This is a genomic window from Tardiphaga sp. (genome assembly GCF_041424195.1).
Classification (GTDB): domain Bacteria; phylum Pseudomonadota; class Alphaproteobacteria; order Rhizobiales; family Xanthobacteraceae; genus Tardiphaga.
Genome location: NZ_JBGMOE010000142.1, coordinates 40,597 through 64,113 on the forward strand (window position 1 = coordinate 40,597; position 23,517 = coordinate 64,113).

Annotated in this window: 22 protein-coding genes and 1 tRNA gene; 6 read left to right on the plus strand and 17 right to left on the minus strand. The window is 60.5% G+C overall.

Annotated features, from left to right (window positions below; genetic code table 11):
* Positions 1 to 113 precede the first annotated feature (113 nt).
* The 7 genes from ACEK02_RS18760 to ACEK02_RS18790 all read right to left on the minus strand — a co-directional run bounded on the left by ACEK02_RS18760 (position 114) and on the right by ACEK02_RS18790 (position 7,903).
* Positions 114 to 1,388, minus strand: coding sequence for a polysaccharide biosynthesis/export family protein (locus ACEK02_RS18760; protein WP_371423080.1), 1,275 nt, complete (start codon positions 1,386 to 1,388; stop codon positions 114 to 116).
* On the minus strand, positions 1,366 to 2,658 hold the full coding sequence (locus tag ACEK02_RS18765; protein WP_371423081.1) for a hypothetical protein: 1,293 nt from the start codon (positions 2,656 to 2,658) through the stop codon (positions 1,366 to 1,368). The genes ACEK02_RS18760 and ACEK02_RS18765 overlap by 23 nt, the downstream gene beginning before the upstream one ends.
* Positions 2,655 to 3,662, minus strand: a complete 1,008-nt coding sequence (locus tag ACEK02_RS18770; protein WP_371423082.1) for an SDR family NAD(P)-dependent oxidoreductase — start codon at positions 3,660 to 3,662, stop codon at positions 2,655 to 2,657. Before ACEK02_RS18770 ends, ACEK02_RS18765 begins: the two co-directional genes overlap by 4 nt.
* 5 nt (positions 3,663 to 3,667) lie before the next feature.
* On the minus strand, positions 3,668 to 4,372 hold the full coding sequence (locus ACEK02_RS18775; protein WP_371423083.1) for a sugar transferase: 705 nt from the start codon (positions 4,370 to 4,372) through the stop codon (positions 3,668 to 3,670).
* 2 nt (positions 4,373 to 4,374) lie between these two features.
* Positions 4,375 to 5,511: a DegT/DnrJ/EryC1/StrS family aminotransferase gene (locus ACEK02_RS18780; RefSeq protein ID WP_371423084.1), complete on the minus strand. Its 1,137-nt coding sequence runs from the start codon at positions 5,509 to 5,511 to the stop codon at positions 4,375 to 4,377.
* A 75-nt stretch (positions 5,512 to 5,586) separates the two neighbouring features.
* Positions 5,587 to 6,309 carry a sugar phosphate nucleotidyltransferase gene (locus ACEK02_RS18785; RefSeq protein ID WP_371423104.1) on the minus strand — a complete coding sequence of 241 codons (723 nt, stop codon included), beginning with the start codon at positions 6,307 to 6,309 and terminating at the stop codon, positions 5,587 to 5,589.
* A 538-nt stretch (positions 6,310 to 6,847) separates the two neighbouring features.
* Entirely contained in the window at positions 6,848 to 7,903 is a 1,056-nt protein-coding gene (locus tag ACEK02_RS18790) for a LuxR C-terminal-related transcriptional regulator (RefSeq protein ID WP_371423085.1), read from the minus strand.
* A gap of 370 nt (positions 7,904 to 8,273) precedes the next feature.
* Between ACEK02_RS18790 and ACEK02_RS18795 the strand changes: the two genes are divergently transcribed.
* Positions 8,274 to 8,957, plus strand: coding sequence for a LuxR C-terminal-related transcriptional regulator (locus tag ACEK02_RS18795; RefSeq protein ID WP_371423086.1), 684 nt, complete (start codon positions 8,274 to 8,276; stop codon positions 8,955 to 8,957).
* Between the two features lie 123 nt (positions 8,958 to 9,080).
* On the opposite strand, the gene ACEK02_RS18800 is transcribed toward ACEK02_RS18795, so the two are convergent.
* The 7 genes from ACEK02_RS18800 to ACEK02_RS18830 are packed head-to-tail and all read right to left on the minus strand — an operon-like array spanning position 9,081 to position 15,674.
* A complete protein-coding gene (locus ACEK02_RS18800; protein WP_371423087.1) occupies positions 9,081 to 10,064 on the minus strand; it encodes an ABC transporter substrate-binding protein in 984 nt (327 codons plus the stop codon).
* 51 nt (positions 10,065 to 10,115) lie between these two features.
* Positions 10,116 to 11,018 carry an ABC transporter substrate-binding protein gene (locus ACEK02_RS18805; protein ID WP_371423088.1) on the minus strand — a complete coding sequence of 301 codons (903 nt, stop codon included), beginning with the start codon at positions 11,016 to 11,018 and terminating at the stop codon, positions 10,116 to 10,118.
* Entirely contained in the window at positions 11,018 to 12,160 is a 1,143-nt protein-coding gene (locus tag ACEK02_RS18810; RefSeq protein ID WP_371423089.1) for an LLM class flavin-dependent oxidoreductase, read from the minus strand. The genes ACEK02_RS18805 and ACEK02_RS18810 overlap by 1 nt, the downstream gene beginning before the upstream one ends.
* Positions 12,161 to 12,174: 14 nt before the next feature.
* A complete protein-coding gene (locus tag ACEK02_RS18815; protein WP_371423090.1) occupies positions 12,175 to 13,284 on the minus strand; it encodes an ABC transporter substrate-binding protein in 1,110 nt (369 codons plus the stop codon).
* A 43-nt stretch (positions 13,285 to 13,327) separates the two neighbouring features.
* Positions 13,328 to 14,095, minus strand: a complete 768-nt coding sequence (locus tag ACEK02_RS18820; RefSeq protein ID WP_371423091.1) for an ABC transporter ATP-binding protein — start codon at positions 14,093 to 14,095, stop codon at positions 13,328 to 13,330.
* Positions 14,071 to 14,916 (minus strand): ABC transporter permease, encoded by an 846-nt coding sequence (locus tag ACEK02_RS18825; RefSeq protein ID WP_371423092.1) that lies wholly within the window; start codon positions 14,914 to 14,916, stop codon positions 14,071 to 14,073. The genes ACEK02_RS18820 and ACEK02_RS18825 overlap by 25 nt, the downstream gene beginning before the upstream one ends.
* Positions 14,889 to 15,674, minus strand: a complete 786-nt coding sequence (locus ACEK02_RS18830) for an ABC transporter permease (RefSeq protein ID WP_371423093.1) — start codon at positions 15,672 to 15,674, stop codon at positions 14,889 to 14,891. Before ACEK02_RS18830 ends, ACEK02_RS18825 begins: the two co-directional genes overlap by 28 nt.
* Before the next feature lie 139 nt (positions 15,675 to 15,813).
* Here ACEK02_RS18830 and ACEK02_RS18835 point away from each other — a divergent pair, with 139 nt between their 5' ends.
* Positions 15,814 to 16,527 carry a S24 family peptidase gene (locus ACEK02_RS18835; protein ID WP_371423094.1) on the plus strand — a complete coding sequence of 238 codons (714 nt, stop codon included), beginning with the start codon at positions 15,814 to 15,816 and terminating at the stop codon, positions 16,525 to 16,527.
* Positions 16,528 to 16,720: 193 nt separating this feature from the next.
* Here ACEK02_RS18835 and ACEK02_RS18840 read toward each other — a convergent pair.
* Both ACEK02_RS18840 and ACEK02_RS18845 read right to left on the minus strand, forming a co-directional pair.
* Positions 16,721 to 16,810 (minus strand) — tRNA-Ser (locus ACEK02_RS18840).
* Between the two features lie 458 nt (positions 16,811 to 17,268).
* Positions 17,269 to 18,363: an ROK family protein gene (locus tag ACEK02_RS18845; RefSeq protein ID WP_371423095.1), complete on the minus strand. Its 1,095-nt coding sequence runs from the start codon at positions 18,361 to 18,363 to the stop codon at positions 17,269 to 17,271.
* 261 nt (positions 18,364 to 18,624) lie between these two features.
* Between ACEK02_RS18845 and ACEK02_RS18850 the strand changes: the two genes are divergently transcribed.
* Complete coding sequence (locus tag ACEK02_RS18850; protein WP_371423096.1) at positions 18,625 to 19,950, plus strand: TadE/TadG family type IV pilus assembly protein; 1,326 nt, start codon at positions 18,625 to 18,627, stop codon at positions 19,948 to 19,950.
* Between the two features lie 91 nt (positions 19,951 to 20,041).
* Here the strand turns inward: ACEK02_RS18850 and ACEK02_RS18855 are convergent, their stop codons facing one another.
* Entirely contained in the window at positions 20,042 to 20,935 is an 894-nt protein-coding gene (locus ACEK02_RS18855) for a LysR family transcriptional regulator (RefSeq protein ID WP_371423097.1), read from the minus strand.
* 132 nt (positions 20,936 to 21,067) lie between these two features.
* On the opposite strand from ACEK02_RS18855, the gene ACEK02_RS18860 reads away from it, so the two are divergent.
* The 3 genes from ACEK02_RS18860 to rpmA all read left to right on the plus strand — a co-directional run bounded on the left by ACEK02_RS18860 (position 21,068) and on the right by rpmA (position 23,435).
* The gene (locus ACEK02_RS18860; protein WP_371423098.1) at positions 21,068 to 22,231 is read left to right on the plus strand and encodes a mandelate racemase/muconate lactonizing enzyme family protein; all 1,164 of its coding nucleotides are present in this window, start codon (positions 21,068 to 21,070) and stop codon (positions 22,229 to 22,231) included.
* 357 nt (positions 22,232 to 22,588) lie between these two features.
* On the plus strand, positions 22,589 to 23,083 hold the full coding sequence (rplU, locus tag ACEK02_RS18865) for a 50S ribosomal protein L21 (protein WP_371423099.1): 495 nt from the start codon (positions 22,589 to 22,591) through the stop codon (positions 23,081 to 23,083).
* 79 nt (positions 23,084 to 23,162) lie between these two features.
* Positions 23,163 to 23,435, plus strand: coding sequence for a 50S ribosomal protein L27 (gene rpmA / locus ACEK02_RS18870; protein ID WP_068737821.1), 273 nt, complete (start codon positions 23,163 to 23,165; stop codon positions 23,433 to 23,435).
* Positions 23,436 to 23,517 lie beyond the last annotated feature (82 nt).

The following is a 23,517-nucleotide window of genomic DNA, read 5'->3' on the forward strand; positions in this document are numbered from 1 at the left end:
AATGTCGTCCGGAAAAACGATGCACGTTTCAGCGCGGAGTTTTGTGCAGGCCGTCCGGCCGGATGCCGTAAAAAGCGGTATCCTTTGTGGGTACCTCTGCTTGTACCAATAGCTCAATTGGATGCAGTGGCTACTCCCGACGGGCGTAGCGCAACTTCCACCACATCTCCCGGCTCGACATCGAAATCAACTGATACGGCAATCCTGCTCCATTGCTGGCCGACCTTTCGCGCGATCGTTACCTCTGCCTGGAGATCGCTCGTTCCGACAGGTAGCGCTCCCGCACCACCGACAGGTTGCAATTTCTGGCTCAGCGCCTGCAGTTTAATCCGTAAGTCCGCCATGCGAACGTTTGAATCTTTCAGCTCACGCAACAGATTGATGGTTCGCTGACTGGCGACCCGCTCGATCTGGCGCACGAAGTCGTCGCGCTGACGTTGCAGCCGCATGACTTCGACCATCGTCTGCAGACGCCGCGTCGACGACAACAGAAGAGCGCGTCGACTTTCTGTGACACGAGGACTTGGCAATGATCCCGCGCCGAACAATTTGACTATCCGATCCAGCTCATCCTCATCGGCCTGCACGCCCTTTTCCTCACCATCCTGCTGCTTCCTGAGCGTTGAGAGCTGTGCGTCCGATTGTTTGACAGCATCCTCCAGAAAGCTTCGCTCCTTGCGATAATCCATTTGCGCGGTCTTTAGCGACGCGGCCTCGGATTGCACGATCGGCTCGATGACGGAGGCCGGCAAGGATACATCGCCGGGCACCTTCTGATCGAAGTTGTCATTGCCCTGGATTTCCGCATTGGTGCGAGCAACGTGGAAATACTCCTTGATGTACTCGGTCGATAAAGATTGATAGTCGCGTAACAGATCCGCCGGATCAGTGGCGCCGATCTGACCGCGAGATCGCAACAGGCTAAAGCCGCCGGCGACCGCGACGGCCTGGCGTACGGTCATGGACGCGCGATAGACCAGCTGTCCGGGCGTGAGAACGTCGCCAGTGACGTAGATCGGGCGATACTCCACGACGCTCGTAATCACGTCGCCCGGCTTGATGACGAGCGCCTGCTCACGCCCATCAGGTGAGCGCTGACGCAGGATCCTGGACTGCAGCAGCGTCTCCATGCGGGTCTGAAGTTCCGACGGAGTCAGACCAGCAACCGGCACCGTACCGACCCCAGGAAGAGCAATCGTGCCGTCAATCTGGATCTGAGCTTTATTGCGCTGTTCAGGCGCTCCACCGATCGATATCTCGACAGTATCGCCGGGCGCGAGGCTGTATTGAGCTCCAAGGCAACCGTCGCTGCCTGCCAAGACAGCGATCCCTGCCCAGAAGCTGATAGGGACATAGCTGAAAGCCTTACCGCGCCTGTTGCCCTTCATGACGATCTCCTTGCGCTAAGCTGTCTCCGCTCTCCCGATCGGCCCAGTCGATGCGGGAAACGAAATCGAATACCGGGCCGCCTCGTTGCCCCCAATTACTCGACCAAATGATTTGCGATCCATCGGGAGACGGTGAGCCATGCGTTTCACTCCAATAGTCATACGGAGCGTTGCGCGTATGCGCGAGGCGGCGAAATTCGCCACTGCCATCGATTTTCAGTGCGATGACTTCCTGAGCGAACGGAGCCACTTTCTGACAGTCGGCCGGAGCGAGCGCGGCACCGGCATAACTCACAAAGGCCCAGCCGGGACGCCGTATCGCTCGCATCGATACATGCTGACCTTCGCCATAGGGAGCGAGCGCCGTCACCTGCCCGTCCTTGAGCCGCCGTTTGATGACCTGATACCTGTCGGGCACCGATTTGCTGATACCGACATAGACTTCGTTGCCCTCGAGATCGACGGTCATGTCACCGTGGCCAGGTCGGTGATGCTCGGTCCAGCTCTGCAGGAGATCGCCCTCGATGCTGAGGACAAATGCTTGATCTGTGAAGTCGATGCGAGACTGCTGGCAGAAGATGTACTTGCCCAGCGGCGAGATCCCGCAATAGCTGTTTTTACCGGGAAGTCGCGCCAGCTCGATGTCAGGAAATTTCCGACGATCGGAGAGATCCACTGCAAATGCGATCAACGCGCCCTGCCGGTTGGTGGCCCGCACCACGATGCGGCTACCGTCCCAGGAAGGATTGCCCTTATAAGGGCCGAACTGAAGCTCGCTATATGTGTCCGTCTCCAGAATCACATCTTCGGTGTTGCTTCGCGGCGCCCATCGCGAAATGCGACGCCCGGCGACGCAAATCATGAGCTCTGGATCTTGCGGATGCCATTCGCATTCACCCCCGCGCTGTCGCCGAAACAGCGGAGCATAGGTGTGCCCGTCAAGAAAGCACAGGCCATTGCATCCGTTGACAATCACAAGCAGGCTCTGGTCGGCGTTCCACGCTTGCGCACTCGAATAGCGATGGGTGCAATAGGAGCGCTTGCAAGCCAGGCCGTTTCCCATGGGACTTTCGGGCGTGGTCACACGAACAAAGGTCGTACCGAGGGATGCATCGGTGGCTGGATCAAGATAGCCGGGCAAATCCATGGCAGGCGCCGGGAGGAACTGGGCCTTTGCGATCGATTCCGCCGAAGCGGTTCTGGATGAGACGAGCAAGACAAGGGCGCCGCAGCACAGGAGAGCCCGGGCATAACCCAGCGGGGCCATCATGTGATGAAATCCCTCTGCCGCCGGACTTGCTTCCCCGAAAGGCGATTACGCCACCAGTCAACTGTCCGCTCCAGTCCTTCCTCTAGCTTGACCTGCGGTGACCACCCCGTCGCATGGACGAAGCGGGTGCAATCGGCGAGCAACGCTCGCACTTCCGAATTTGTCGGTCGCAGACGCTTCTCATCCTGAAGCACAGGCTTGTGGCTGGACGTAAGGTCGACGATCACGTCAATCAGGTCGCGGATCATGATCGCCCGCTGACTACCTGCGTTATATGGCTGGCCGTATTCGATCCCCTCGGCCAGTCCGGCAGCCATGAACGCGGCCGCCGTATCGGCAACGAATGTAAGGTCCCGTATGGTTGTTGCGTCCCCGACCATGATCGCAGGGCAAGAAGGATCCAGCGCCTGCCGTATGAGGGCAGCGATGATCGCCCTTTCGCTTTGACGTGGCCCAAACGTATTGAACGGCCTGAGGATGACGACCGGCACGCCGAACGACTTCGCGAAAGCCCCTGCCATCATGTCTGCGGCTATTTTGGAAGCGGAGTAAGGCGATTGTCCCTGCAGCGGATGAGTTTCATCGATCGGCATTGTTATGGCCGTGCCATAGACCTCGCTGGTCGATGTGTGAATGACCCGCTCGGTGCCGTGCTGCCGCGCAGCTTCGAGCACATTCAAGGTGCCGATTACGTTCGTTTCGACATAGGATTGCGCAGCGACGTAGGAATAAGGGATCGCGATCAGTGCCGCGAGATGAAAAACAATCTCGTGGCCGGGCACGAGGCGAGCGACGAAAGCCGCATCGCGGATGTCGCCGCGAACAAGGTTGACTTCCTTTCGGGTCGAATCCGGCAGATCGTCCAGCCAACCATGGCTATCGAAGGAATTATACTGGGCAAGAGCGGTAACGTTGGCTCCTGCCGAAACAAGCGCTTCGGTCAGGTGCGAACCAATGAAACCGTCGGCTCCCGTGACGAGAATTCTGGCACCAAGGTAGCTCATCGCCGTCAATGTCCGGTTTGTTGTCCAGGGGCTTTCGATAGATCCTTCAGCGTGCATTCGGCCCGCGATCCCGCCGCTATTGCCCAGGCCGCACGAACAATCCAGCCGAGATCGGAAACCAGTGTTCGGCGCGGGAAATAGGCGAGATCGATTTTCGCCTTGGTCGGGAACAGAACTTGTCGATAGAAATCCACAGCCGCAACGTCAGCGGGATAAAACTTGCTTTCATGTCGAAACATGACCTGGCACGGACCAAAAAGGCCGGGCTTATGGTCGAGAACCTTCTCGAACCCATTGCGAAAGCAGTCGAAGAATACGAGCGATTCAGGCCGCGGTCCCACGAGCGCCATGTCGCCGCGCAACACGTTCCAGAGTTGCGGTAACTCGTCCAGCTTGCTCGCGGCAAGGATGCGACCAATCATAGTGAGGCGGCCGTCTCCCTCCATTGTGAGCGGATATCCATGCCGGTCGCAATCCGGTCTGAATTTTCGAAATTTGTACATGCGGAACGGTCGGCCATTTTGCCCGAGACGAAGTTGCGAAAAAAAGATCGGCTTTCCGCTCTCGATCCAGATAGCAAGCGCTACGATCAGGAAGAGAGGGGCAAGAATAGCCGCCGCAGCACCCGCAAACAGAATATCAAGAGCGCGCCGCACGCCCACCTGCGTAACAGGAGTGGACGCCAGGAGCTGGTTAGCCGCCCCGCGCATGGCTACGCGATCGCCCCTAGTGGAAACTCCGTGCCAATTGCGGCTGCAAGGGAATTCACTGCCTGTTCCACATCGGCCGGATTCATCCGGGGGTGCAGCGGCAGCGTGAGCTCCCGTTGAGCGAACTCCTCGGTTCGCGGCAGGAACGTATCGGGGTAAAGCTCTCTGTAAAACGTCAGGTGATGTACGGCGGGATAGTGAATGGTGGTCTGTATGCCGCGCTTGCGCAGCCGATCAATCACAGGCTGCCGATCGATTGCCGACGGCAGGACGACCGGCATCAGATGATGCGCCGATGGCCAGGGATTCGCGAAGGGTATCATCACCACCGGGCAATGCTCCGCCATCAACTGGCGATAGCACAGTGACAGGCGCCGTCTGGTGTCATTCCATTCCGGAAGTTTCTTGAGTTGGGCGAGGCCGACGGCAGCACGCAACTCGTCCATACGATAGTTGAATCCAAGGATAGTTACATCGTAATCGGGACGGCGGCTGGTGAGGCGCTGTCGCGTGCTGCTTGTCATGCCGTGAGACCGCGCCCGCCTGATGGTTTCCCTTAAAGCGCGGCTGCGGGCGATAATGGCGCCCCCCTCGGCTGTCGTCATGTTCTTGTTGCCATAGAAGCTGAATGCTGCTGCCTCGCCAAAGGTCCCCACTACGGGCAGTCCGGGCGCATGAGCCGCATCCTCGATCAGGAGCAGGCCCTTGCGACGAGCAAAGGACTGCCAGGTGTCGCGGTGGGCGAGGTAGCCGGCGAAATGGACGAGAATAATCGCCTTGGTTCTCGATGTGCATTTGGCCTCGGCGTCATCCAGCGACATCAACGGAATCTCGGCTGAATCGATATCGACGAAGACGGGACGCGCCCCCACATAGAGAACGCTATTGGCTGTGGCGACGAAGGTCAGTGATGGAACGAGAACTTCGTCGCCCGGCCCAATGCCGAGCGCGTGCAGGATCAGGTGGAGGGCTGCCGTGCACGAACCGACGGCGATCGAATCCTCGGCCTCATGAAGATGGGCGAACGCTTGTTCGAATTCCCGGACGCGGTCTCCCATCGTGACCCAGCCGCTCTCGATGACAGAGGCTAGGGCTGTTTGCTCGTCCGGACCCAGGACTGGCTCTGATACCAATAGCATGTGTTATCTCCGATCCCGGATTCAGCGAAACATCTGGAGTGACACGAGCGACAGCCGTGACATGCGACATCTTCGTCAGGCTGCGGCGGTTGCCACGAACGCCGGAGGCGACTGCTCGTCCCATGCGATATCCTGAGCCTTGAGGAAGTCGTCTACCCGCCCGATGTCGAGCCACATGCCGTTGTGCTTGAATACGTTCACGGGTATTTCCTCCTCCAGCATCTGGGCCATCAGATCATCGAAGCCGAATGGAACACCTGACGGAATGCGATCCAGCACCGAGGGATCCATGCAGTAGATGCCCATGCTCACGAGATGCGACAGTTCAGGCTTCTCGCGAAATCCTGTGACGCATCCGCCCGTCTCATCGATCACGCCGAAGTCCATTTTCGTAGGACGTGTGGCAGTGGCAATGGTGAGAGGCCCCTGGTGTCGCCGATGACAGCTCACGAATTGACTGAGGTTCAGGTCCGTAAGCACATCGCCATTGAGGACCAGAAACGGCGCGTCGAGCTGTTCTCGTAAAAGTGACAGCGGGCCGATCGTTCCAAGCGGTTCCAGCTCCTGCGTGTAAACGATCTGCATGTTCCACTGATTGCCGTCACCGCAAACACTGCGAATAAGATGACCCAGATATCCAGTCGTGATGAACACGTCCCTGATTCCGTTTCGCCTGAGCCATTTGAGCAGGAGTTCGAGAACGGGCCGCGATCCGATCGGCATAAGCGGTTTCGGCAAGATGGATGTATGCGGCCGCAAGCGCATTCCCTTTCCGCCGCATTGGATGACAGCCTTCATATTATCCTCCTGTGTTGCTGGAGCGCGCAATCGTTCATCATGTCAACGCGAAAGCCCGACCTGGCGCTGATGGCCGAACCGGAATGGCATTGAAGAGAAAACTAGACGCGGACTATCAATACGTCTTCGTGCGTTTGCATGAGATGTGGGAATGATAGTTGGAATGACTTGAGCACATGTATCGGAGCGCAATGCCGCAGCTCCACATCGCGCATGACGGGACTGGCCGGGCAGGACTTTGGCTGTCTCGCGGCGTGAATGTCGGAAAGCAAGATTCACATCGTCGCGATTGGAATGGCGGCGACAGCCACGACTTGTAAGCCAGCCTGCCAGCAACTGCCGTCCGGCGTCTGTCGCGCGCGCGACGTTGCATCAGCCGTCACCGAGGATCGCCGGAACGATTCATCGGGTCGCGTCGCGACCGCTGCGCGATTGTCGGCGCCTGACGCACCTGCGCTTGATCGTTCGCCGGTACGAGCACCACCATCCGACAACCATCGATCGGCGCGATCGTTCTGGTCTGCGCAATAATCCCTGGCTATTTGCCGAGCCGTGCCGTGACACAGATCTTTCCGTTGATGCCCTTACGGATCAGACGGTCGATGCTAGAGACTTCAACATGCTTTGACGCATGGTTGATCGTACCCATCGGGGCGGGCGGCTCGCTTTTCTTGATCTCGGAGATCATAGCAACCGGATTTGAAAGCCGGCTGTTCGAATCACCCGATGAAGGCGGAGAGTTGCTGTTTGCTGGTTCTGCCAGCGATCCGTTGTTCATCCCCCAAATCGCTGCCTGTGTCCGATTCTGGACTCGGAGCTTGCGAAGGATCGCCTTGACGTGAACTTTTACAGTTGCCTCGGCGATATGGATCTTCCGCGCGATGCTTTTGTTGGAAGCGCCTTCGATCAGGCACTGCAAAATTGATTTCTCCCGTGGCGACAATTGCGGCGTGGTCGGATCTTCTGTGGTGATAAGAATTGCCTGCTTTTTGTCCTGGTCGTGCGATTCCGCATCGCCCGCATAACTACCTTCGGGAGCAAGAACAGATGATAGAAATGCCGGAGGAAAGATTGTTTCCCCCATCATGATCAATTCGATGGATTTTATGAAGACATCGCACGTCATAACGTTGACGAAGTAGCCGTTAGCACCCGCCCGAAACGCGGCGGCCAGCTCGTCCCTTCGATAGTGATCGGCCACGATCGCAATGCGGCCGTCCGGATGGTGGTCCCTGAAAATTTCGATTTGTTCAATGGCCGCGTCAAAATCATGGCCGGTGTGAACAATAAGAAACAGAGGTTGGTGTGCTTGCAGTTGGCCCGGGAGCAAATCATCGAGACTTGATACTGAGGCAAGGATACGAAAATTTGCTGAGCGTAGAATTCTGGCAAGCCCCTCTCTGAGAAGAATACTTTTTCCAACGAGAATAGTTAAAAAAGATTGCTGCCTCCGCATCGCGACCCTCCCAACCATACGCAAACTGATATTCAAAAAAAAAGAGCTATTGAAATTCGAGTCCTTCTTGGTGATCCGTCGGCGGCTAAGCGCCGCTTCTTCGGCAGGTTTTGGTCTTGAAATATTTTCAGTCGGCAAGAAACTCTGTCATTGTAGAAAGCCTTTCGTGGTCGGATTTTGAAGAAGCCTCCCTTGTCGGTCGTGACGATTTTACGAATGTTAGATGCGAATTCCCGATCTCCCTATATACCTTTGGTTATAGATGATGCGCCGGTACTGAGGGATGTCGTTCATAATAGCAAACCGGGCCATCGCCACAGATTCCGCGGTGTGATTGCGTACTTCGTCACACGGCCGCTATCTTGGAGTGATACTTTTATAAATAGCCACCCAACGTTGCGGTGCAGCGAGCGTGCGTTTTCAGAAAATTAGTGACTCCGGGGTTAAGAAGGAAATATTTGGGGTAGCGTGGAGTTTAAGTGTTGGGGGGCTAGGCTGAGGACCGCCCATGAACTGCACCAGCGTCGTGATCGCAGACCGCCATCCTGTGGTTCTGCAAGGGTTAGCGAGCGTGCTTGAAGCGCGGAACGGCTTCAAGGTTGTCGCATGTTGCAGCACAGGCACGAGCTGTATCGAAGCGATTCGAAATCTGACGCCCGACATCGCCGTTATCGACATCGCAATGCCAGGCCTGACCGGGCTGGAAATAATTACCGTCGCCAACTCCGAGGGGCTTGCCACGCGCGTCGTCTTTTTCACCGCTGTCATTGAGGAACGCCAACTGGCTTTATCGGCTGCGGCTGGCGCCTACGGTGTCATTCTGAAGGACGTAGCTCTCGAAACCCTGGTGCAGTCGTTGCGGGAAGTCGCAACCGGCCAAAGGCTGTTGCCGCCCCCCTCAATCGATCACGCCATACCTTCCGAGCAAAAGAATATCGCCATTACGGAGAGTGTGCTGACGGTGCTGACAGAGCGCGAGCGTCAGATCATGCGCTTGGTCTCCGAAGGGTTGTCAAACAAGGAAATTGGGCGGCGGCTGAATATTGCTGATGGCACCATCAAGCAGCATCTCCATCACATCTATCAGAAGCTTGAAATCAGCAACCGGACAGTGCTTGCGGCGCTTGCTATATCGCACATCGAACGTGGAGGCCTGCTTGAGGATCAGGCACCGATAATTCATTGTGATTGAGCATGAACAGTCCCGCGCTGACCCGCGCGCCATGTCCCCTGTTGGATCCTTCGCCAGATCGAACGCGCGGATGCGCGTATGCGTCTTGTCGCGCGATCGTCAGATATCCGCTGCCAGACATAACTAGCCTTTGACGTCGCTCACGTTGAAGAGCATGCGTGAATAATCGGGCGCGCGCGGGATGACCCCATATTTTACGAACAGATTGGCGGCGTTGTCCAAGATCGGAATCAGTGCTGGCGTGACTGCGTGGAGTTCGCGCGACGCTGGCGGCACGAAGATCGGCGCGACCTTCGGATCAAGATTGCCGAGCTTTTCCCACAGCCTTGCGGTCGCTGCGGGATCCTTGGCCGACTCGGCGGCGCTTTCGCGCAGGGCATCAAATGCTGCCTTGATGGTTCGCGGGTGCTCCTTCGCGAACTGCTCGCGGACGATATAGATCAGCAGGTTCTCCGATCCGACGTCGCGGCCACTGACCAACTTCACGCCATTGCCCTTCGTCTCAGCAGACGCGCCGAACGTCCGCCAGGTCGCGATCGCCTCGACCTGCCCGCCGTTGAAGGCGGCCAGCGCGTCCGCCGGGTCGAAATAGCTGATATCGACGTCTTTTGGGCTGATCCCGGCACGATCCAGCGCCTTCAGGAGGACATGATGGCCCGACCCTCCTTTGTCGCTGGCGATCTTGCGACCCTTGAGGTCGGCGAGGCTGTTGATGCCAGCGCCCTTTTTCACCCAGACCCCTTCGCCGTCGAGGTCCGGCTCCTGATAGCCGAAGATCTTGAACTTGGCATTCCCGAGCACCGCCGGCGCCGCATTCGTCGAGGTGGTGAAAGTCGCATCGACCTGACCGGCGGCGAGCGCCTCATAGGGCGTGCCCGGATAGGGGCCGCGCCACACCAGCCTGGCGCCGGCTTCACCGAGCCTGCGGTCAAATGCGCCATTCTCCTTGGCGAGATTCGAGGTGGTGAGCCCGCGAATGACGCCGAACTGAAAATCAACCGGCTTGGCGCCCTGCGCGGCTAACGGCGCAATATCGGCCAACATCAGCGCGAAGGCCAACCCGGCAAGAGCCGCAGCCAAAAGCAGCGAGTTGAAACGAAGTGACATGATGTCGGTACTCCAAAGGGAAAGGAGGAATCGGACGAGAACGCGACGCGTCTACGCGACGGTCGCCAGGCTTGCGGCGAGTTCACGGGAGAGCGTCCAAATGGCTTTGCTTCGCTCATTAATGGCATCGGAAAGGCGAACCGAGCGCAGTACCCCTGCTTGTGCGAGGACGTCGGCCACCCGCTGCTGTTCGGATCTGAAATCGTCATCAGCGACGGACAGGCCCTCCGCTCCGGTCTGCCGGCGGATGCCACGCTCCAATGCATCGCGCCCGACCGGGCTGCCGTCCTCGAGCAACGCGGCCGCTTCCCGAGGGTTTTGCCCGAGCCAGCGGCCCGCCTGATCCAACGCCGTAACAATCTTCGCAAGCGTTCTGGGCGCGCGGGCCGCGATCTCGCTGCGTACAAAACTGACGCTGCGATTGCTCCAGACGTCGCCGACGGCAACGAGTACCCGCAGCGCAGGGTCGTCGATCTCCTCTGGTCGCGCGACCCATGCGTCGACGCTGGCCGGATCGACCCGGCCCTGGCTATCGACGAAGCTGACCGGAATGATATCGCGGAATGATCGGCCGATGCCGTCCAGCGCGAGGGCAACGAACGCCGTGTGCCACGAGCCGAGGGCAAAGCCGATCCTGCGCCCGACCAGACCGGCGAGATCACGAACCGGCGATGCAGCAGGCACCACGATGGCTCCGGAATGCGGGCGGGGCTGGCCGACCGCGAGATAGGTGATGTCTTGGCCTGCGGCCTGGATGGCGATCGGCGGCGTCGCGCCGGTCAGCCCGACATCGATGGTGCCATCGGCAAATTGCTTCGGCGTCTGCGTGCCGTGTCCGTAATAGACCCACTCGACCTCACTACGCAGCGCCTCGCGGATGCCGGCAAAGGCCGGTGCCCGCAGCAGGATCGGGCCGGCCGGCGACTGCGGGTGAATTCCAACCTTCACACTCATCACCGCACCCCCACGCCGTTGAGTTGGTTGTTGAAGGTGCGCGCGGTGCGCTGCGCGGCCTCTCGCTGGGGATTGACCGGGCTGAGCGGAAGCAACGGCAGCAGGTCGTCTGCAACGCGGAGTGCTTCCTCCGGCAGCGGGTGATGCGACAGGATGAATTTGTCGACCCCGATATTGTGATATTCGATCAGGCGCGCGGCAACCTGGGCGGGCGTGCCGACCAGCGTGATACTCGACCCGACGCGCAACAGGCCGTAGCCCGCCCAAACGTTAGGTGCGATTTCGAGATCGCGCGCATGCTTCGGCAATTTACCCCCATGCAGAGCCGACGCACGTTCCTGTCCCACTGACTGTCCGGCGCGCAAACCGCGCTGAAGCGCATCGACTGCATCCTGATTGGCATATTGCAGCATGTTGTCGACTTCGGCCCAGGCCTGCTGCTCGGTATCGCGAACCACGACATGCACCGTCATCGCGGTTTCGACCTTGCGACCATGTTTGGCCGCTGCTGCACGGAACGTCGCGACATGGGCCGCCTGCTTGTCGAGTGGCTCGGCCCAGCTCGCATAGACGTCGCCGTGTTTCGCAGCGAGATCGATCGCCACGTCCGACGATCCACCGACCCAGATCGGCGGATACGGAGACTGGATCGGCGACCCGACGGGCTGACCGCCGCGAATGTCGAGATACTTGCCCCGGAAATCAATCGGTCCGGAATGGCCGCCAATGAAGCGGCGATACACGTCGAGGTATTCGGCGCCGTGCGCATAACGCTCATCATGCTGCAGATGGACGCCGGACGCGCTCAGGCCGGCATGACCGTTTACAATGTTGATATCGAGCCGGCCTCCTGACAGATGATCAAAGGTCAGGGCCTGCTTCGCCAGCAAGGTCGGCGACAGCAGCGACGGATGGACCGCGATCAGGAAGCGCATTCGTTCGGTATGAGCCGCTAGCGTCGATGAAATCACCCAGGGATCCCAGCCGCCGCCTGCGCCGGTTGCGACCAGCGCGCCATGGAAACCCGAAGCATCGATCGTCGCGCCAAGTGCTTTCAGGTAGCGGCGATCGACGTGACGCGTCTTCGATGCATGCCACGGATGCTGACCGTCGACGTAGAAAACGTACCAATAGACTTCCATTTGTGCTTCCTCACTTATGCGCGTGTGTCGGAATCGGGCCGTTCGGCGGCGTAACGGGCGCGGGCAGCCTCCAGCGGGCGCGGATCAATCCAGGCTTTGAGATCGACCGGCCGGCTGATGAAATCGTGACGCAGCAGAAAGTCGTTCTGCGATTGCAGCGCGGCGAGACTCTCTTCACCGAGATCGATATCGAGACCATCGGCGAGATCGCCGCCCCAGCTCTGATCGACCAGCGCCTCGGATGTCTTGAACTCCTGCGCCATCAGGCGCACCACCTCGACGCGGTGGGCGCGGGCCCAGTCTCGCGCGCGCAGAAGCTGGAGGATGACCCGCTCGACGATTTCGGGGCGCTGCTCGATGAGATTGGCACTCACCGTCAGCACGTCCGGCGTATCGTTGTTGACACGGTCGAGCCGGTCGGGCGCCAGCGAGCGATCGAAGATCGTCGTGGCGCCGATCAGGCCCTCAAATTCGACGCCATAATGCGCTTGGGTGGCGATGGCATCGACCTCGCCGCGCACCAGCGGCAGCAGCAACTCCCGCCTGCGGGCAAGGCTGCGATCGGCAGTCCAAAGCGAACCGTCCGGCGACAGCTTCGCCTGCGCTCCCGACTGGGAGCCCACCTGCGAGATCTGCTCCACGAATTGCACATCGGCGAGACCGAGACCGGCCGAAGCCAGCGCGGCTTCATAGGTGCGCAAGGTCGATGCGCGCCAATAGTCGATCGACGCGGCCGGACTGCGCTGGATCAGAATCCTGCGGCCAGCCAGATCGGCAGGCGAGCGGATGCCGCTGTCAGGCAGCACCTGCACCTGCTGCCGCATAGTGACCCAGGATACGCCGAGCAACCGCGTCTCGGCCCCCTCCGACCTCGCCCAGAGCGGCGGAATGTTGCCGCCATGACGAAACACATCGGCCTTGGCGTGAGTGAAATGCGCGTTGCGGATCGCATCGTCGCGGGATTCCCCGAGCGAACGCCACGGCACCGAGGCGCCGCCGTCCTGACCCGCCAGCGCGTCATGTAGCCAGCCCTGCTTGAGCGCCACCGCGAACGGCGTCGGAACGGGGCAGCGCGAGTACCAGACGTCCTGATCGAAGGCAGCCGGCGGTACAACAACAGTCATATCGGTCTTCCCTTTTGATGGTTCGGCCACAGGAGCGCCCCAACTAGGACGCCGTCGCTTGGCGACGCTGCACGCCATCGTCACCCGTCGCGGACACGCCGAGCTCTTCAAGCAATTGCCGCCGCAGATATTCGAAGCCCGCGGCGGCGCGCGCGCGCGGCCGATCGAAGGTCACGGGAAGATCGACGACGATACGTCCGTCGCGCATGACAAGGACCCGGTCCGCCAGAGTGAGGGCCTCATCGACATCGTGGGTGACGAGCAGAACGGCGGGCCCGTGTGCCTGCCACAGGTCGAGCACAAGCTGCTGCATGCGCAGCCGGGTCAGCGCATCGAGCGCCGCGAAGGGCTCGTCCAGCAGCAGCAGCTCCGGCTGCCGCACCAATGCGCGCGCCAGCGCGACGCGCTGCGCCTCGCCGCCCGACAAGGTGCCGGGCCAGTCATCGATGCGCGCGCCGAGACCGACTTCATCGAGCGCGTGCTCGGCGCGCACCCGGTCTCGGGACAGGCCGAGCATGACGTTGCGCCAGACCTTCCGCCACGGCAGCAGGCGTGCATCCTGAAAGACGATGCCGCGGCGCTCCGGCACACCGATGTCGCCCGCATCCGGCTGGTCGAGCCCGGCGAGAAGCCGCAACAATGTTGTCTTTCCGCAGCCGCTTGCACCGAGCAACGCAACGAACGCGCCTGGTGCGATATCGACATCGATCTGCCTTAGAACCTGCCGATCGCCGAATTGCCGCGTCGCGCCGCGCACGCTGACAACGGGCGTCGCGCGCTCGTTTATTAATCGGGAAACGATCGGCGCCATGACAACAGCCTCCATTCTGCAACGCGCGCCAGGCCATCGGCGGTGAAGCCGACCAGCGCGTAGATCACGACACACAGGATGACGATTTCGGTCTGGGCGAATTCGCGGGCCTGCGCGACCAGAGCGCCAAGGCCAGTGCCGACACCCGCCAGCTCCGAAGACACCAGCGCTGCCAGCGCCCACGAGAAAGACAGCCGCAGGCCGACCAGGATTGATGGCATCGCGCCCGGCATCACCACCTCGGTGACGATGCCAAAGCCATGAACGCCGAACGCTCTCGCCGCCTCGGCGAGCCGCCCATCGACACCGCGAATGCCTGCGACGGTGTTCAGATAGGCCGGAAACACCGCGCCGAAGCAGACCAGCGCAATCTTGGAGGCCTCATCGGCGCCGAACCACAGGCTGAACATGGGAGCCAGCGCCAGAAACGGAATGGCGCGCAGCGACTGCAGCGTCCCGTCAAACAAATCCTCGGCCCGGGCGGAGAGTCCTACGGCAATGCCAAGCGCGATGCCTGCGACGACGCCGAGCGGAAAACCGACCAGCAACCTGAACAACGAGATCTCCAGCCCGGCCTGCAACGCCCCATCGCGGACGAGAGCGCCTCCTGCATCGAGAATGGTCGAAGGCTGCGGCAGCGCGACCGCCGAAAGCCACCCTGCGCGCCCAGCGATCTCCCAGATCGCGAGCAGCAGGATCGGCATGGCCAGCCGACGCAGGCCGAGACGCGCTGGCCAGCGCAGCCATACTGCTCGTCGCCCGGACCCGGGCGCCAGGCCTGCCTCGATCGCCGTCATGAGGCCCGCACGCCATTGCGCCATGACAGCTGCCAGTCTGCAAAATGTTCGGCGCCCTTGTTCGCGGCCCAGCCGAGCACGGCATAGACGGCGATGCACAGGGCCATCACGTCCGTCTGGACGAAGCGGCGAGCATCCCCAAGCAACGCGCCGATGCCGGTGGTGAGATTGATCTGTTCGGCGACCACCAGTGCGATGATCGACATCACCAGCGAATAGCGCAGCCCGACGAGGATCGCCGGCAATGCGCCCGGCACCAGGATCTCGCGGAGCCCTCCCCAGCGGCTCAGACCCATGACGCGCCCGACCTCGATCAGCCGCGCATCGATGTCGCGGATGCCGCCATGGGTGTTGAGATAGAGCGGAAAAAACGAGGCAAAGGCGACAAGCGCGACTTTCGCGACTTCAGATATGCCGAACCAGACGATGAACAGCGGAGCGAGTGCCACGAAAGGAACAGTACGCAGCAGCTGAAGGGTGCCATCGAGCAAATCCTCGCCGCCGCGCGAGGCGCCCGAGACGATCCCGGCAGCAAGACCAAGGCCGCCCCCGATCACGAGGCCGAACAGCGCCCGACGAAGCGACTCGCCGATGGCGATCGGCAGGGTGCCATCGGCTGCGAGCTTCCATGCCGTCTGCGCGGTATGCCACGGCGACGCAAGGACGCCATCCGGAATGGCGCCTGTCGCCGCACCGGCCGACCAGATGGCCAACAAGCCCGTCGGCAACAGCCATTTGAAGTAACGGGGCGCCGCTCGATCGAGCGCGCTGAAAACGCTCATTGCAATATAACTCTCGCAAATTTCGCAATAGCGCTAGATGATTGCCCTATCGCGTTTCAGGCGCTATCAATACCAAAGCTGCCGAGAGCGACTAGGGTACAGTTTTTCGTTTTTCGATCGGGCGCGGAGCAAAAACTTCATGATAGCGAAGAAAAAGGAAATGGACCCCAAATATGCCCGTCTGGCGGGCGAAGACGCGGCTTTGGCGGTCTCCCATGCGGATGGCGGATTCGTTGCCCGGCTCGACCAAATCGTAGAGGCGGCCGGCGGGGCCTCGGGCCTCGCCCGCAAGGCGGGGATCTCGCCGTCCGGCCTCAGCCGCTATCTTGCCGGCGGCGAGCCGTCGCGGCGGGTTCTGGTCGCGCTCGCCGATGCGGCCGGCGTTCGGATCGACTGGCTTGCGCGCGGGGTCGGAGCGATGCGGGATGGCGACACGCCGCCGCTCCCCGGCAGCACCCTGCGGCTGCTGCCACTCATGCCCGGACATGATCGGCACCCGAAGACCGGTAAACCTCAAAGCGACTTCACCGCCCAGGCCTTCTGCTACAAGTGGCTGAATGACAATGGCCTTGATATCACCTCGCTCAAGGTTATGACGGTGCGGGGAGACGGCATGGCACCGACGCTGTGCAACGGCGACACCGTGCTGATTGACACTCAAGACCGCGACATCGAAGACGGCCGCATCTATCTGCTCAATGAGTCCGGGAACATGCTCCTGCGGCGGCTACATGTGGAGGCGGGCAACCGCATTCGCGCGCTGGCAGACAATCCCCAGCACCACGCTTTTGTGCAAGACGCGACGGAGATCGAAATCGTTGGCCGCGTCGTCTGGCGCGGCTCGGTGCTATAGATGGGTTAGTCTGGCCGTGAGCCGGACATCAGGTCCTGTCCGCAGCTGGCCGAAAATTTCTTCCGAAAGAGACCTTGCGAGCACCGAACCGGAACGACCGCTCTATCGCCAAACGCAACGCAGGGGCTGAGATGTGGGCTCCAAAGGGGCTCACGTCAGATGACATTGAGAGATAACGTTTTTCTGGCGTGAATGGCGGAGAGGGGGGGATTCGAACCCCCGATGGGCTTGCACCCATGCCGCATTTCGAGTGCGGTACAATCAACCACTCTGCCACCTCTCCAAGGCGCCAAGAACCCGCAGTCGCCCGCAGGTGGTTGGCGGTGTTCTAGGCGAGGATGACTCGGCAGACAAGCCGGGCGAACAGGAATTTCCGTGATCTTTGCCGATGCCCGGCCAGGTCGCCTTTGGCAGGGGGCTCGCGCGAACCGCGTAACTGGAGCGATAATAAAATGCCACGCGCTGGGCGGATGCCGTGCGGCGCCGTGCATAAGCCACCGATTTCATTACCGTTTCGGTGAAGCTTCCAGCTTCGGCGCGCTCCGTCAATCCGCGCCTCCTCGTTCGTTGCGCTCAAGCCGTGATCGCTGAGGCGCCTGATTCATCCGCTCGGTACGCCACGATATAGCGGCTTGGCACCTCCTGCCGCTGTCGCAGGACGACCTGCGCATGGAGCGCGAGAAACTGAAGGACCGAAAGTTCTGATGCCGGGCCGCTGCGGCGGCCCGGCAAGCGCCAAGCTCAATCCTTGTCCTTCTTCGCTTTCTTGTCGTCCTTCTCTTTCTTGCGGTTGGTGAAGCGGGCGTTGCCCAGCCCCGTTCCGATCGTCAGCACACCCCAGCGTTCGAAGTTCTGCATGAAGGGCACTTCGCTCAAACCTTGTACAACACCGTCATTATGCATCAGCGCCGCAGTGTCATGATCGCCGATCTGTGGAATGCCTTCGACAAGCAAGGCCGGCAGATTGAACTTGCTGCTTTCCCAATTACCCGGAAGGTTCTGCGCGCCCTTCTCGATGGTGCCGTCTTCGTTGATCACGCCGGGGCATGAGATGCCGATGAACGGCGCCAGCCTGAAGCCTTCCTTGTCGGCGGCACTGATCAAATCCTTCAACATCTTCACCAGTCGCTTCACTGCACCTTCACGCGTCGGCTCGTCATCGGCATGCTTCCAGAGATCGGATTTCCATACCGAAGCCTTGGAGAGATCCTTCGATTTCTTCCAGCCGGTTTCCACCACGCCGCAACGGATGTTGGAGCCCCCGATGTCGACCGCGAGAATGCTGTCGTAACCTTCAAAGATCCATGACGGAGCCAGATGCAGGCAGCCGATCAGACCGGCTTCATCGGGATGAAAGCGGATCGGCACCAAGTCGACCTTGAAACCTTCGGCCTTCAGGAGAGCGTCGGTACGCGCAATCGCAAGTTCACCGACGCGGCTCTGGCGGAAGCCACCGCCAACCACGATACATTCGGTATCGGCCCAGACCTTGGTCTTGAAGAAACGGCGAACAACGTAAGCCAATTCCTGGGCGAACTCCTCGATCGCGCCATGCAGCAACGCCGCCGCCGGCACATCGTCGCCGAGCAAAATCCCATCAAGGCTGGATTTTCTGATCTCGTTGGCAGCCTTTTCGCCGAGCGGATCCTCGCCGTTTTTCTTCAACGGCTTGCGCAGGCCGTCCAGAATTTTTCGAAATGCGCCCTTGCTGGCGCGATCACCGAGAAAGCCGTCATTGTCCTTCAACTCGATGTTGAACGTGTCCACGTCAACGGAGGGCAGCCGCTTGGCACCATGATTGCCGATGCCGACGGTCGTCATTGTTTCTTCAGCCATATCGCCCCTGCCAGACCAGAACCGCATTGATAATGCCCGGGGAGCCGGTTTGTTTCATCGCCCCGCCAGGGCGCTCCTGCCGCGCCCCTTGCATCGGTCCTGCGGGCCGGCTTCAGCGATGTCGGTGTTTCGACGATGCCGGTAGAACATTCTTAACTAACGAACATGGCAGCAGCTCGAACCACCACCTTTCCGCGATCGACCTAACGGTAAATTTATTAACACAGGTAATTATCTCCGCGTTCATACGGGCGCATTTTCATGCTGAAGTCATTCCTCACGCTCACTAATCGTCTTCGCCGCGACCGGCGCGGCAATGTCGCGGTCATATTCGCGATCACATGCATCCCTCTTATTTCCATGGTTGGCGCCGCGGTCGACTATACGCGCGCACTACAGATCAGATCCCAACTGCAAGCCGCCCTCGATACGGCCAGCGTCGGCTCCATCGTACAGAAGTCTGCTGCATTCATTACCGCAGGTTCGATGACAGCGGACGGCCCCGTCCCCGGGGGCGACGTCGATGCAATCAATATTTTCAAGGGCAATACATCAGGCAGGACCGGTTTCACGCTGACCAGCACGACAGCGACCGTCAATCGCGCCAATGGCGTCGTGACAGCCACGATGCAATTCTCGGCGGATGTGCCGACCAGCCTCACATCCGTCATGGGCTTTTCCAAGATGACCGTCACCGGCAGTTCTGTCGCAACGGCGACGATGCCGAATTATATCGATTTCTACCTGCTGCTCGACAATTCGCCGTCCATGGGCGTCGGCGCAACACCGGCAGACGTGGCTTTGATGGTCAAGAACACGTCGGACAGCTGCGCCTTTGCCTGCCACGACCTCAACAACACCAACAACTACTACAATCTCGCCAAGAAACTCGGCGTGGTCACGCGCATCGACGTGCTGCGTACTGCCACCCAGAAGTTGATGGATACCGCAGCCAATACGCAGACCTATTCCAACCAGTTCCGCATGGCGATCTACGACTTCGGCGCTGCGGCCTCGACATCCGGTTTGAGAGCCCTGTTCGCATTGTCATCCAGCCTGTCGAGTGCTAAGACGGCGGCCGGGAACATCGACTTGATGACGGTAAACGGCCAGAACGACAACAACGATCAGGACACCGGCTACAGCGCCATATTCCCGGCGATCAACAGCGCCATCAGCGCCCCCGGAGCCGGTACAGCCGGTGCACCGCTCAAATATCTCTTCTTCGTATCCGATGGCGTGGCCGACGAATACAATCCAGGCAACTGCCTGAAACCGACGACTGGTGGACGATGCCAGTCGCCGATCAATCCGGCGCTTTGCACCGCGTTGAAGAACCGCGGCATCAAGATTGCCGTGCTCTATACGACCTACCTCGCACTTCCGACCAATGCCTGGTACAATAGCTGGATCGCACCATTCAACGCTGGTCCTTACGGACCTTCACCCAACAGCCAGATCGCCGGCAATATGCAGAGCTGTGCTTCGCCAGGCTTCTATTTTGAGGTCAGTCCGGACCAGGGCATCTCGGAGGCGATGACAGCGCTGTTTCAGCGTGCCGTCGCCGATGCGCGCGTGAGCCGCTAGCCGGCGCAAAGACCGAACTAGTCCAGCTCCGCGACATCGGTTGCGCGATCCATCTTCAAGATCAGACGCGACACTGCCATTTGGCGAATCCTCATTCGCTCGCGCTCTCCTTCAAGCTCTCCAGCAGCAATTGCGCCGGTTTGCTCAAGCCCTTGTCACGCACGGCGACGACGAATTGCCGCTTCGCCCAGTCGTTGCTGAGCGGGATGACCTTGAGCCCCAGCGTCTGCTGGATCGTGGACGCCTCCTCCTGAGGAACGATAGCGACGGCCAGTTGCGCGGCGACGATACGATAGGCGGCATCCACCGTGGAGACCTGGATGCGGTAGCGCATCTGCTTGCCGGCCGCCGCCGCGACACTGCGTTGCGTCGTCTGCATGATGCTGCGCGCGACGATGTCGACATGCTCGAAGTCAATCGTATCCTCGAACGACACTGACTTGCGTTTGGCCAGCGGATGATCGGGATGCACCACCACGGCGAGATGATCGCGGTGATAGGGAAATGTCCTGAGGCCGCGCAGGTCGACCGCATTCCAGCACACGCCGATATCGGCACGCCCTTCCTCGACGCCGCGCACGACTTCCCAGATCTCGCGCTCTTCCAGACTGACGCGCACGTCACGATAGCGCTTGGCGAACAGGCTGATGTCTTCCGGCAGCACCTGCGCCACCGCTGACTTCGAGGCGAACACGCGCACATGCCCCTGCACGCCATCGGCGAAGGCGCCGAGTTCGGCCTGCATCCGGTCGAGCAATTGCAGCGACTCGCGCGCATAGCGACATAGTGCTTCACCGGCCGCGGTCACCGTGACACCACGGCGGCCGCGCTCGAGCAATTGCACGCCGGCTTCCTGCTCCATCAGGCTGATGCGCTTGCTCACCGCGGAGGGCACGATGGCCTCGCGTCTGGCGGCATTGGCGATGTTGCGCTCCTCGCAGACGGCGATGAACAGGCGGAGCGAGATCGGATCGAAGCTTTGCATGGGACGTCCGGGATGGGGGCCCAGCCATCTTAGATGGGAACTTCTCAGATGAAAAATGACCATTTCAGAGATGGCTAAGCGAGGCGTATGCCTCTCCGCAAACCCGCCTCACCCCAGCCGCAGGAGCGCCTCATGCGCATTGTCGACATCCGGGAGCGTACCGCTCCGATCGCATCCCCTATCGCTAACGCCTTCATCGACTTCAGCAAAATGACCCTGAGCCTGGTCGCCGTGGTCACCGACGTGATCCGCGACGGCAAACCGGTGATCGGCTACGGCTTCAACTCCAACGGCCGTTACGGCCAGGGCGGCCTGATCCGCGAACGCTTTGCGCCGCGTATTCTGGAAGCCAAGCCTGACAGCCTGATCGACGCGTCCGGCGACAATATCGACCCGCACAAGGTGTGGGCAACGATGTTCACCAATGAGAAGCCCGGCGGCCACGGCGAGCGCTCGGTCGCGATCGGCACCATCGACATGGCGGTATGGGATGCGGTCGCCAAGATCGCCGGCAAGCCACTGTTTCGCCTGCTCGCCGAACGCTACGGCACGTCGGCCGATCCGAAGGTCTTCGTCTATGCCGCGGGCGGCTACTACTATCCCGGCAAAGGCCTCGACGGCCTCGCCTCCGAGATGAAGGGCTATCTGGATCGCGGCTACAATGTCGTGAAGATGAAGATCGGCGGCGCGCCCCTCGCCGACGACTGCAAGCGCATCGAACATGTGCTGAAACTGCTTCCCGCAGGGGCCAAACTCGCTGTCGACGCCAATGGCCGCTTCGATCTCGACACGGCCGTGGCCTATGCCAAGGCGCTGCGCCAATATGACCTGTTCTGGTACGAGGAAGCCGGCGATCCGCTCGATTACGAGCTGCAGGCGAAGCTCGCCGAACACTACCCCGGCCCGATGGCGACAGGCGAAAACCTGTTCTCGATGCAGGACGCGCGCAACCTGATCCGCTACGGCGGCATGCGCCCGGACCGTGACTGGCTGCAGTTCGACTGCGCGCTCTCTTATGGCCTTGTCGAATATCTGCGCACGCTGGAGATGCTGAAGAGCTATGGCTGGTCATGGCGCCGCTGCATCCCGCATGGCGGCCACCAGATGTCGCTCAATATCGCGGCCGGCCTCGGCCTCGGCGGCAACGAGTCTTACCCGGACCTGTTCCAGCCCTATGGCGGGTTCCCGGACGGCGTGAAGGTCATCGATGGCCACATCACCATGCCGGAACTCCCCGGCATCGGCTTCGAGGGCAAATCGGACCTGATCAAGGAAATGCGCAGCCTGGCGTCGTGAGGCGGTAAACCCTTGATCGGAAAATAGAACTCGTCATGGCTGGAACCGACCCGGCCATCCATCTCTTTTGCCACGCGCAGCATGGATGGATCCCCGGGGCGAGCCCGGGGATGGCAGAGGAGAAAGACGAGGCTTCGCCAAGACCCTGTTTTTGGCCGGCTTTCCGCCCGTTTTCCTTGACTCCCCTCTTTCACCCTCTATAAAGCACGCTTCGGCGCAAGCTTTGTCTCGCGCCGATTGTTTTTGCGTGGGATCGCAACGTCGATCGAAAAGCGCGAAAGCTCAAACCCTTATCGACTGAACAAGAAGCCGGCCCGGATCATCCGAGGCCGGGATCGAACACGAAGGAATATAACGATGTTCGCAGTCATCAAAACCGGCGGCCGGCAGTACCGCGTCGTTCCGGATGATGTGCTCGAGATTGGCAAGATCGCCGGCGATGTCGGAACGATCGTGCAGCTTGGTGAAGTTCTCATGCTGGGCGGTGATACGCCTGTGCTCGGCCTGCCCCTCGTGGCTGGTGCGTCGGTTGCAGCCGAAGTGCTCGACCACAAGCGCGGCCCCAAGGTCATCTCTTTCAAGAAGCGCCGCCGCAAGAATTCGAAGCGCAAGCGTGGCTACCGTGACGAACTCACGATGATCCGCATCACCGAGATCCTGGCGGACGGCAAGGCGCCGACCATCGGACCTCGCCCGAAGCGTGAGAAGCCGGTCGTGACCGCTCCGGTTGATGGCGACGAAGCTCCTGCCAAGAAGGCGCCGGCGAAGAAGGCCGCTGCTCCGAAGGCAGCCGCCGCCAAGCCTGCTGCAGCCAAGAAGCCGGCTGCGAAGAAAAAGCCCGCCGCGGAATAAGCCGCTGCGAAAGTTGAGAATCTGTGAGACAATTCCTTCAAGGAATTGATCTAGAATTTATCGAGATCGGAGACGGGCTATGGCTCATAAAAAAGCAGGCGGTTCATCGCGCAACGGCCGCGATTCGGCTGGCAAGCGCCTCGGCGTGAAGGCGTTCGGCGGCGAACGCGTGATTCCCGGCAACATCATTGCGCGTCAGCGCGGCACCACCTGGCACCCCGGCCTTAATGTCGGCATGGGCACAGACCATACCCTGTTCGCCAAGGTCGAAGGTCACGTGGAGTTTCGCGCCAAATCGAACGGCCGCACTTTCGTATCGGTACTCCCGATTACTGAAGCCGCGGCCGAATAGACGGTGGACACATTGGAGTCCGCCGGGTCCTGTTGAACCGGCGGAGCGCCAGAATTGGGCTCCAGGGGAGGCGGGAAACCGG

Coding starts and splice junctions, on each gene's coding strand:
- ACEK02_RS18760 (WP_371423080.1), bottom strand. CDS start 1,388: ATGAAGGGCAACAGGCGCGGTAAGGCTTTCAGCTATGTCCCTATCAGC.
- ACEK02_RS18765 (WP_371423081.1), bottom strand. CDS start 2,658: ATGATGGCCCCGCTGGGTTATGCCCGGGCTCTCCTGTGCTGCGGCGCC.
- ACEK02_RS18770 (WP_371423082.1), bottom strand. CDS start 3,662: ATGAGCTACCTTGGTGCCAGAATTCTCGTCACGGGAGCCGACGGTTTC.
- ACEK02_RS18775 (WP_371423083.1), bottom strand. CDS start 4,372: ATGCGCGGGGCGGCTAACCAGCTCCTGGCGTCCACTCCTGTTACGCAG.
- ACEK02_RS18780 (WP_371423084.1), bottom strand. CDS start 5,511: ATGCTATTGGTATCAGAGCCAGTCCTGGGTCCGGACGAGCAAACAGCC.
- ACEK02_RS18785 (WP_371423104.1), bottom strand. CDS start 6,309: ATGAAGGCTGTCATCCAATGCGGCGGAAAGGGAATGCGCTTGCGGCCG.
- ACEK02_RS18795 (WP_371423086.1), top strand. CDS start 8,274: ATGAACTGCACCAGCGTCGTGATCGCAGACCGCCATCCTGTGGTTCTG.
- ACEK02_RS18800 (WP_371423087.1), bottom strand. CDS start 10,064: ATGTCACTTCGTTTCAACTCGCTGCTTTTGGCTGCGGCTCTTGCCGGG.
- ACEK02_RS18805 (WP_371423088.1), bottom strand. CDS start 11,018: ATGAGTGTGAAGGTTGGAATTCACCCGCAGTCGCCGGCCGGCCCGATC.
- ACEK02_RS18810 (WP_371423089.1), bottom strand. CDS start 12,160: ATGGAAGTCTATTGGTACGTTTTCTACGTCGACGGTCAGCATCCGTGG.
- ACEK02_RS18815 (WP_371423090.1), bottom strand. CDS start 13,284: ATGACTGTTGTTGTACCGCCGGCTGCCTTCGATCAGGACGTCTGGTAC.
- ACEK02_RS18820 (WP_371423091.1), bottom strand. CDS start 14,095: ATGGCGCCGATCGTTTCCCGATTAATAAACGAGCGCGCGACGCCCGTT.
- ACEK02_RS18825 (WP_371423092.1), bottom strand. CDS start 14,916: ATGGCGCAATGGCGTGCGGGCCTCATGACGGCGATCGAGGCAGGCCTG.
- ACEK02_RS18830 (WP_371423093.1), bottom strand. CDS start 15,674: ATGAGCGTTTTCAGCGCGCTCGATCGAGCGGCGCCCCGTTACTTCAAA.
- ACEK02_RS18835 (WP_371423094.1), top strand. CDS start 15,814: ATGATAGCGAAGAAAAAGGAAATGGACCCCAAATATGCCCGTCTGGCG.
- ACEK02_RS18845 (WP_371423095.1), bottom strand. CDS start 18,363: ATGGCTGAAGAAACAATGACGACCGTCGGCATCGGCAATCATGGTGCC.
- ACEK02_RS18850 (WP_371423096.1), top strand. CDS start 18,625: ATGCTGAAGTCATTCCTCACGCTCACTAATCGTCTTCGCCGCGACCGG.
- ACEK02_RS18855 (WP_371423097.1), bottom strand. CDS start 20,935: ATGCAAAGCTTCGATCCGATCTCGCTCCGCCTGTTCATCGCCGTCTGC.
- ACEK02_RS18860 (WP_371423098.1), top strand. CDS start 21,068: ATGCGCATTGTCGACATCCGGGAGCGTACCGCTCCGATCGCATCCCCT.
- rplU (WP_371423099.1), top strand. CDS start 22,589: ATGTTCGCAGTCATCAAAACCGGCGGCCGGCAGTACCGCGTCGTTCCG.
- rpmA (WP_068737821.1), top strand. CDS start 23,163: ATGGCTCATAAAAAAGCAGGCGGTTCATCGCGCAACGGCCGCGATTCG.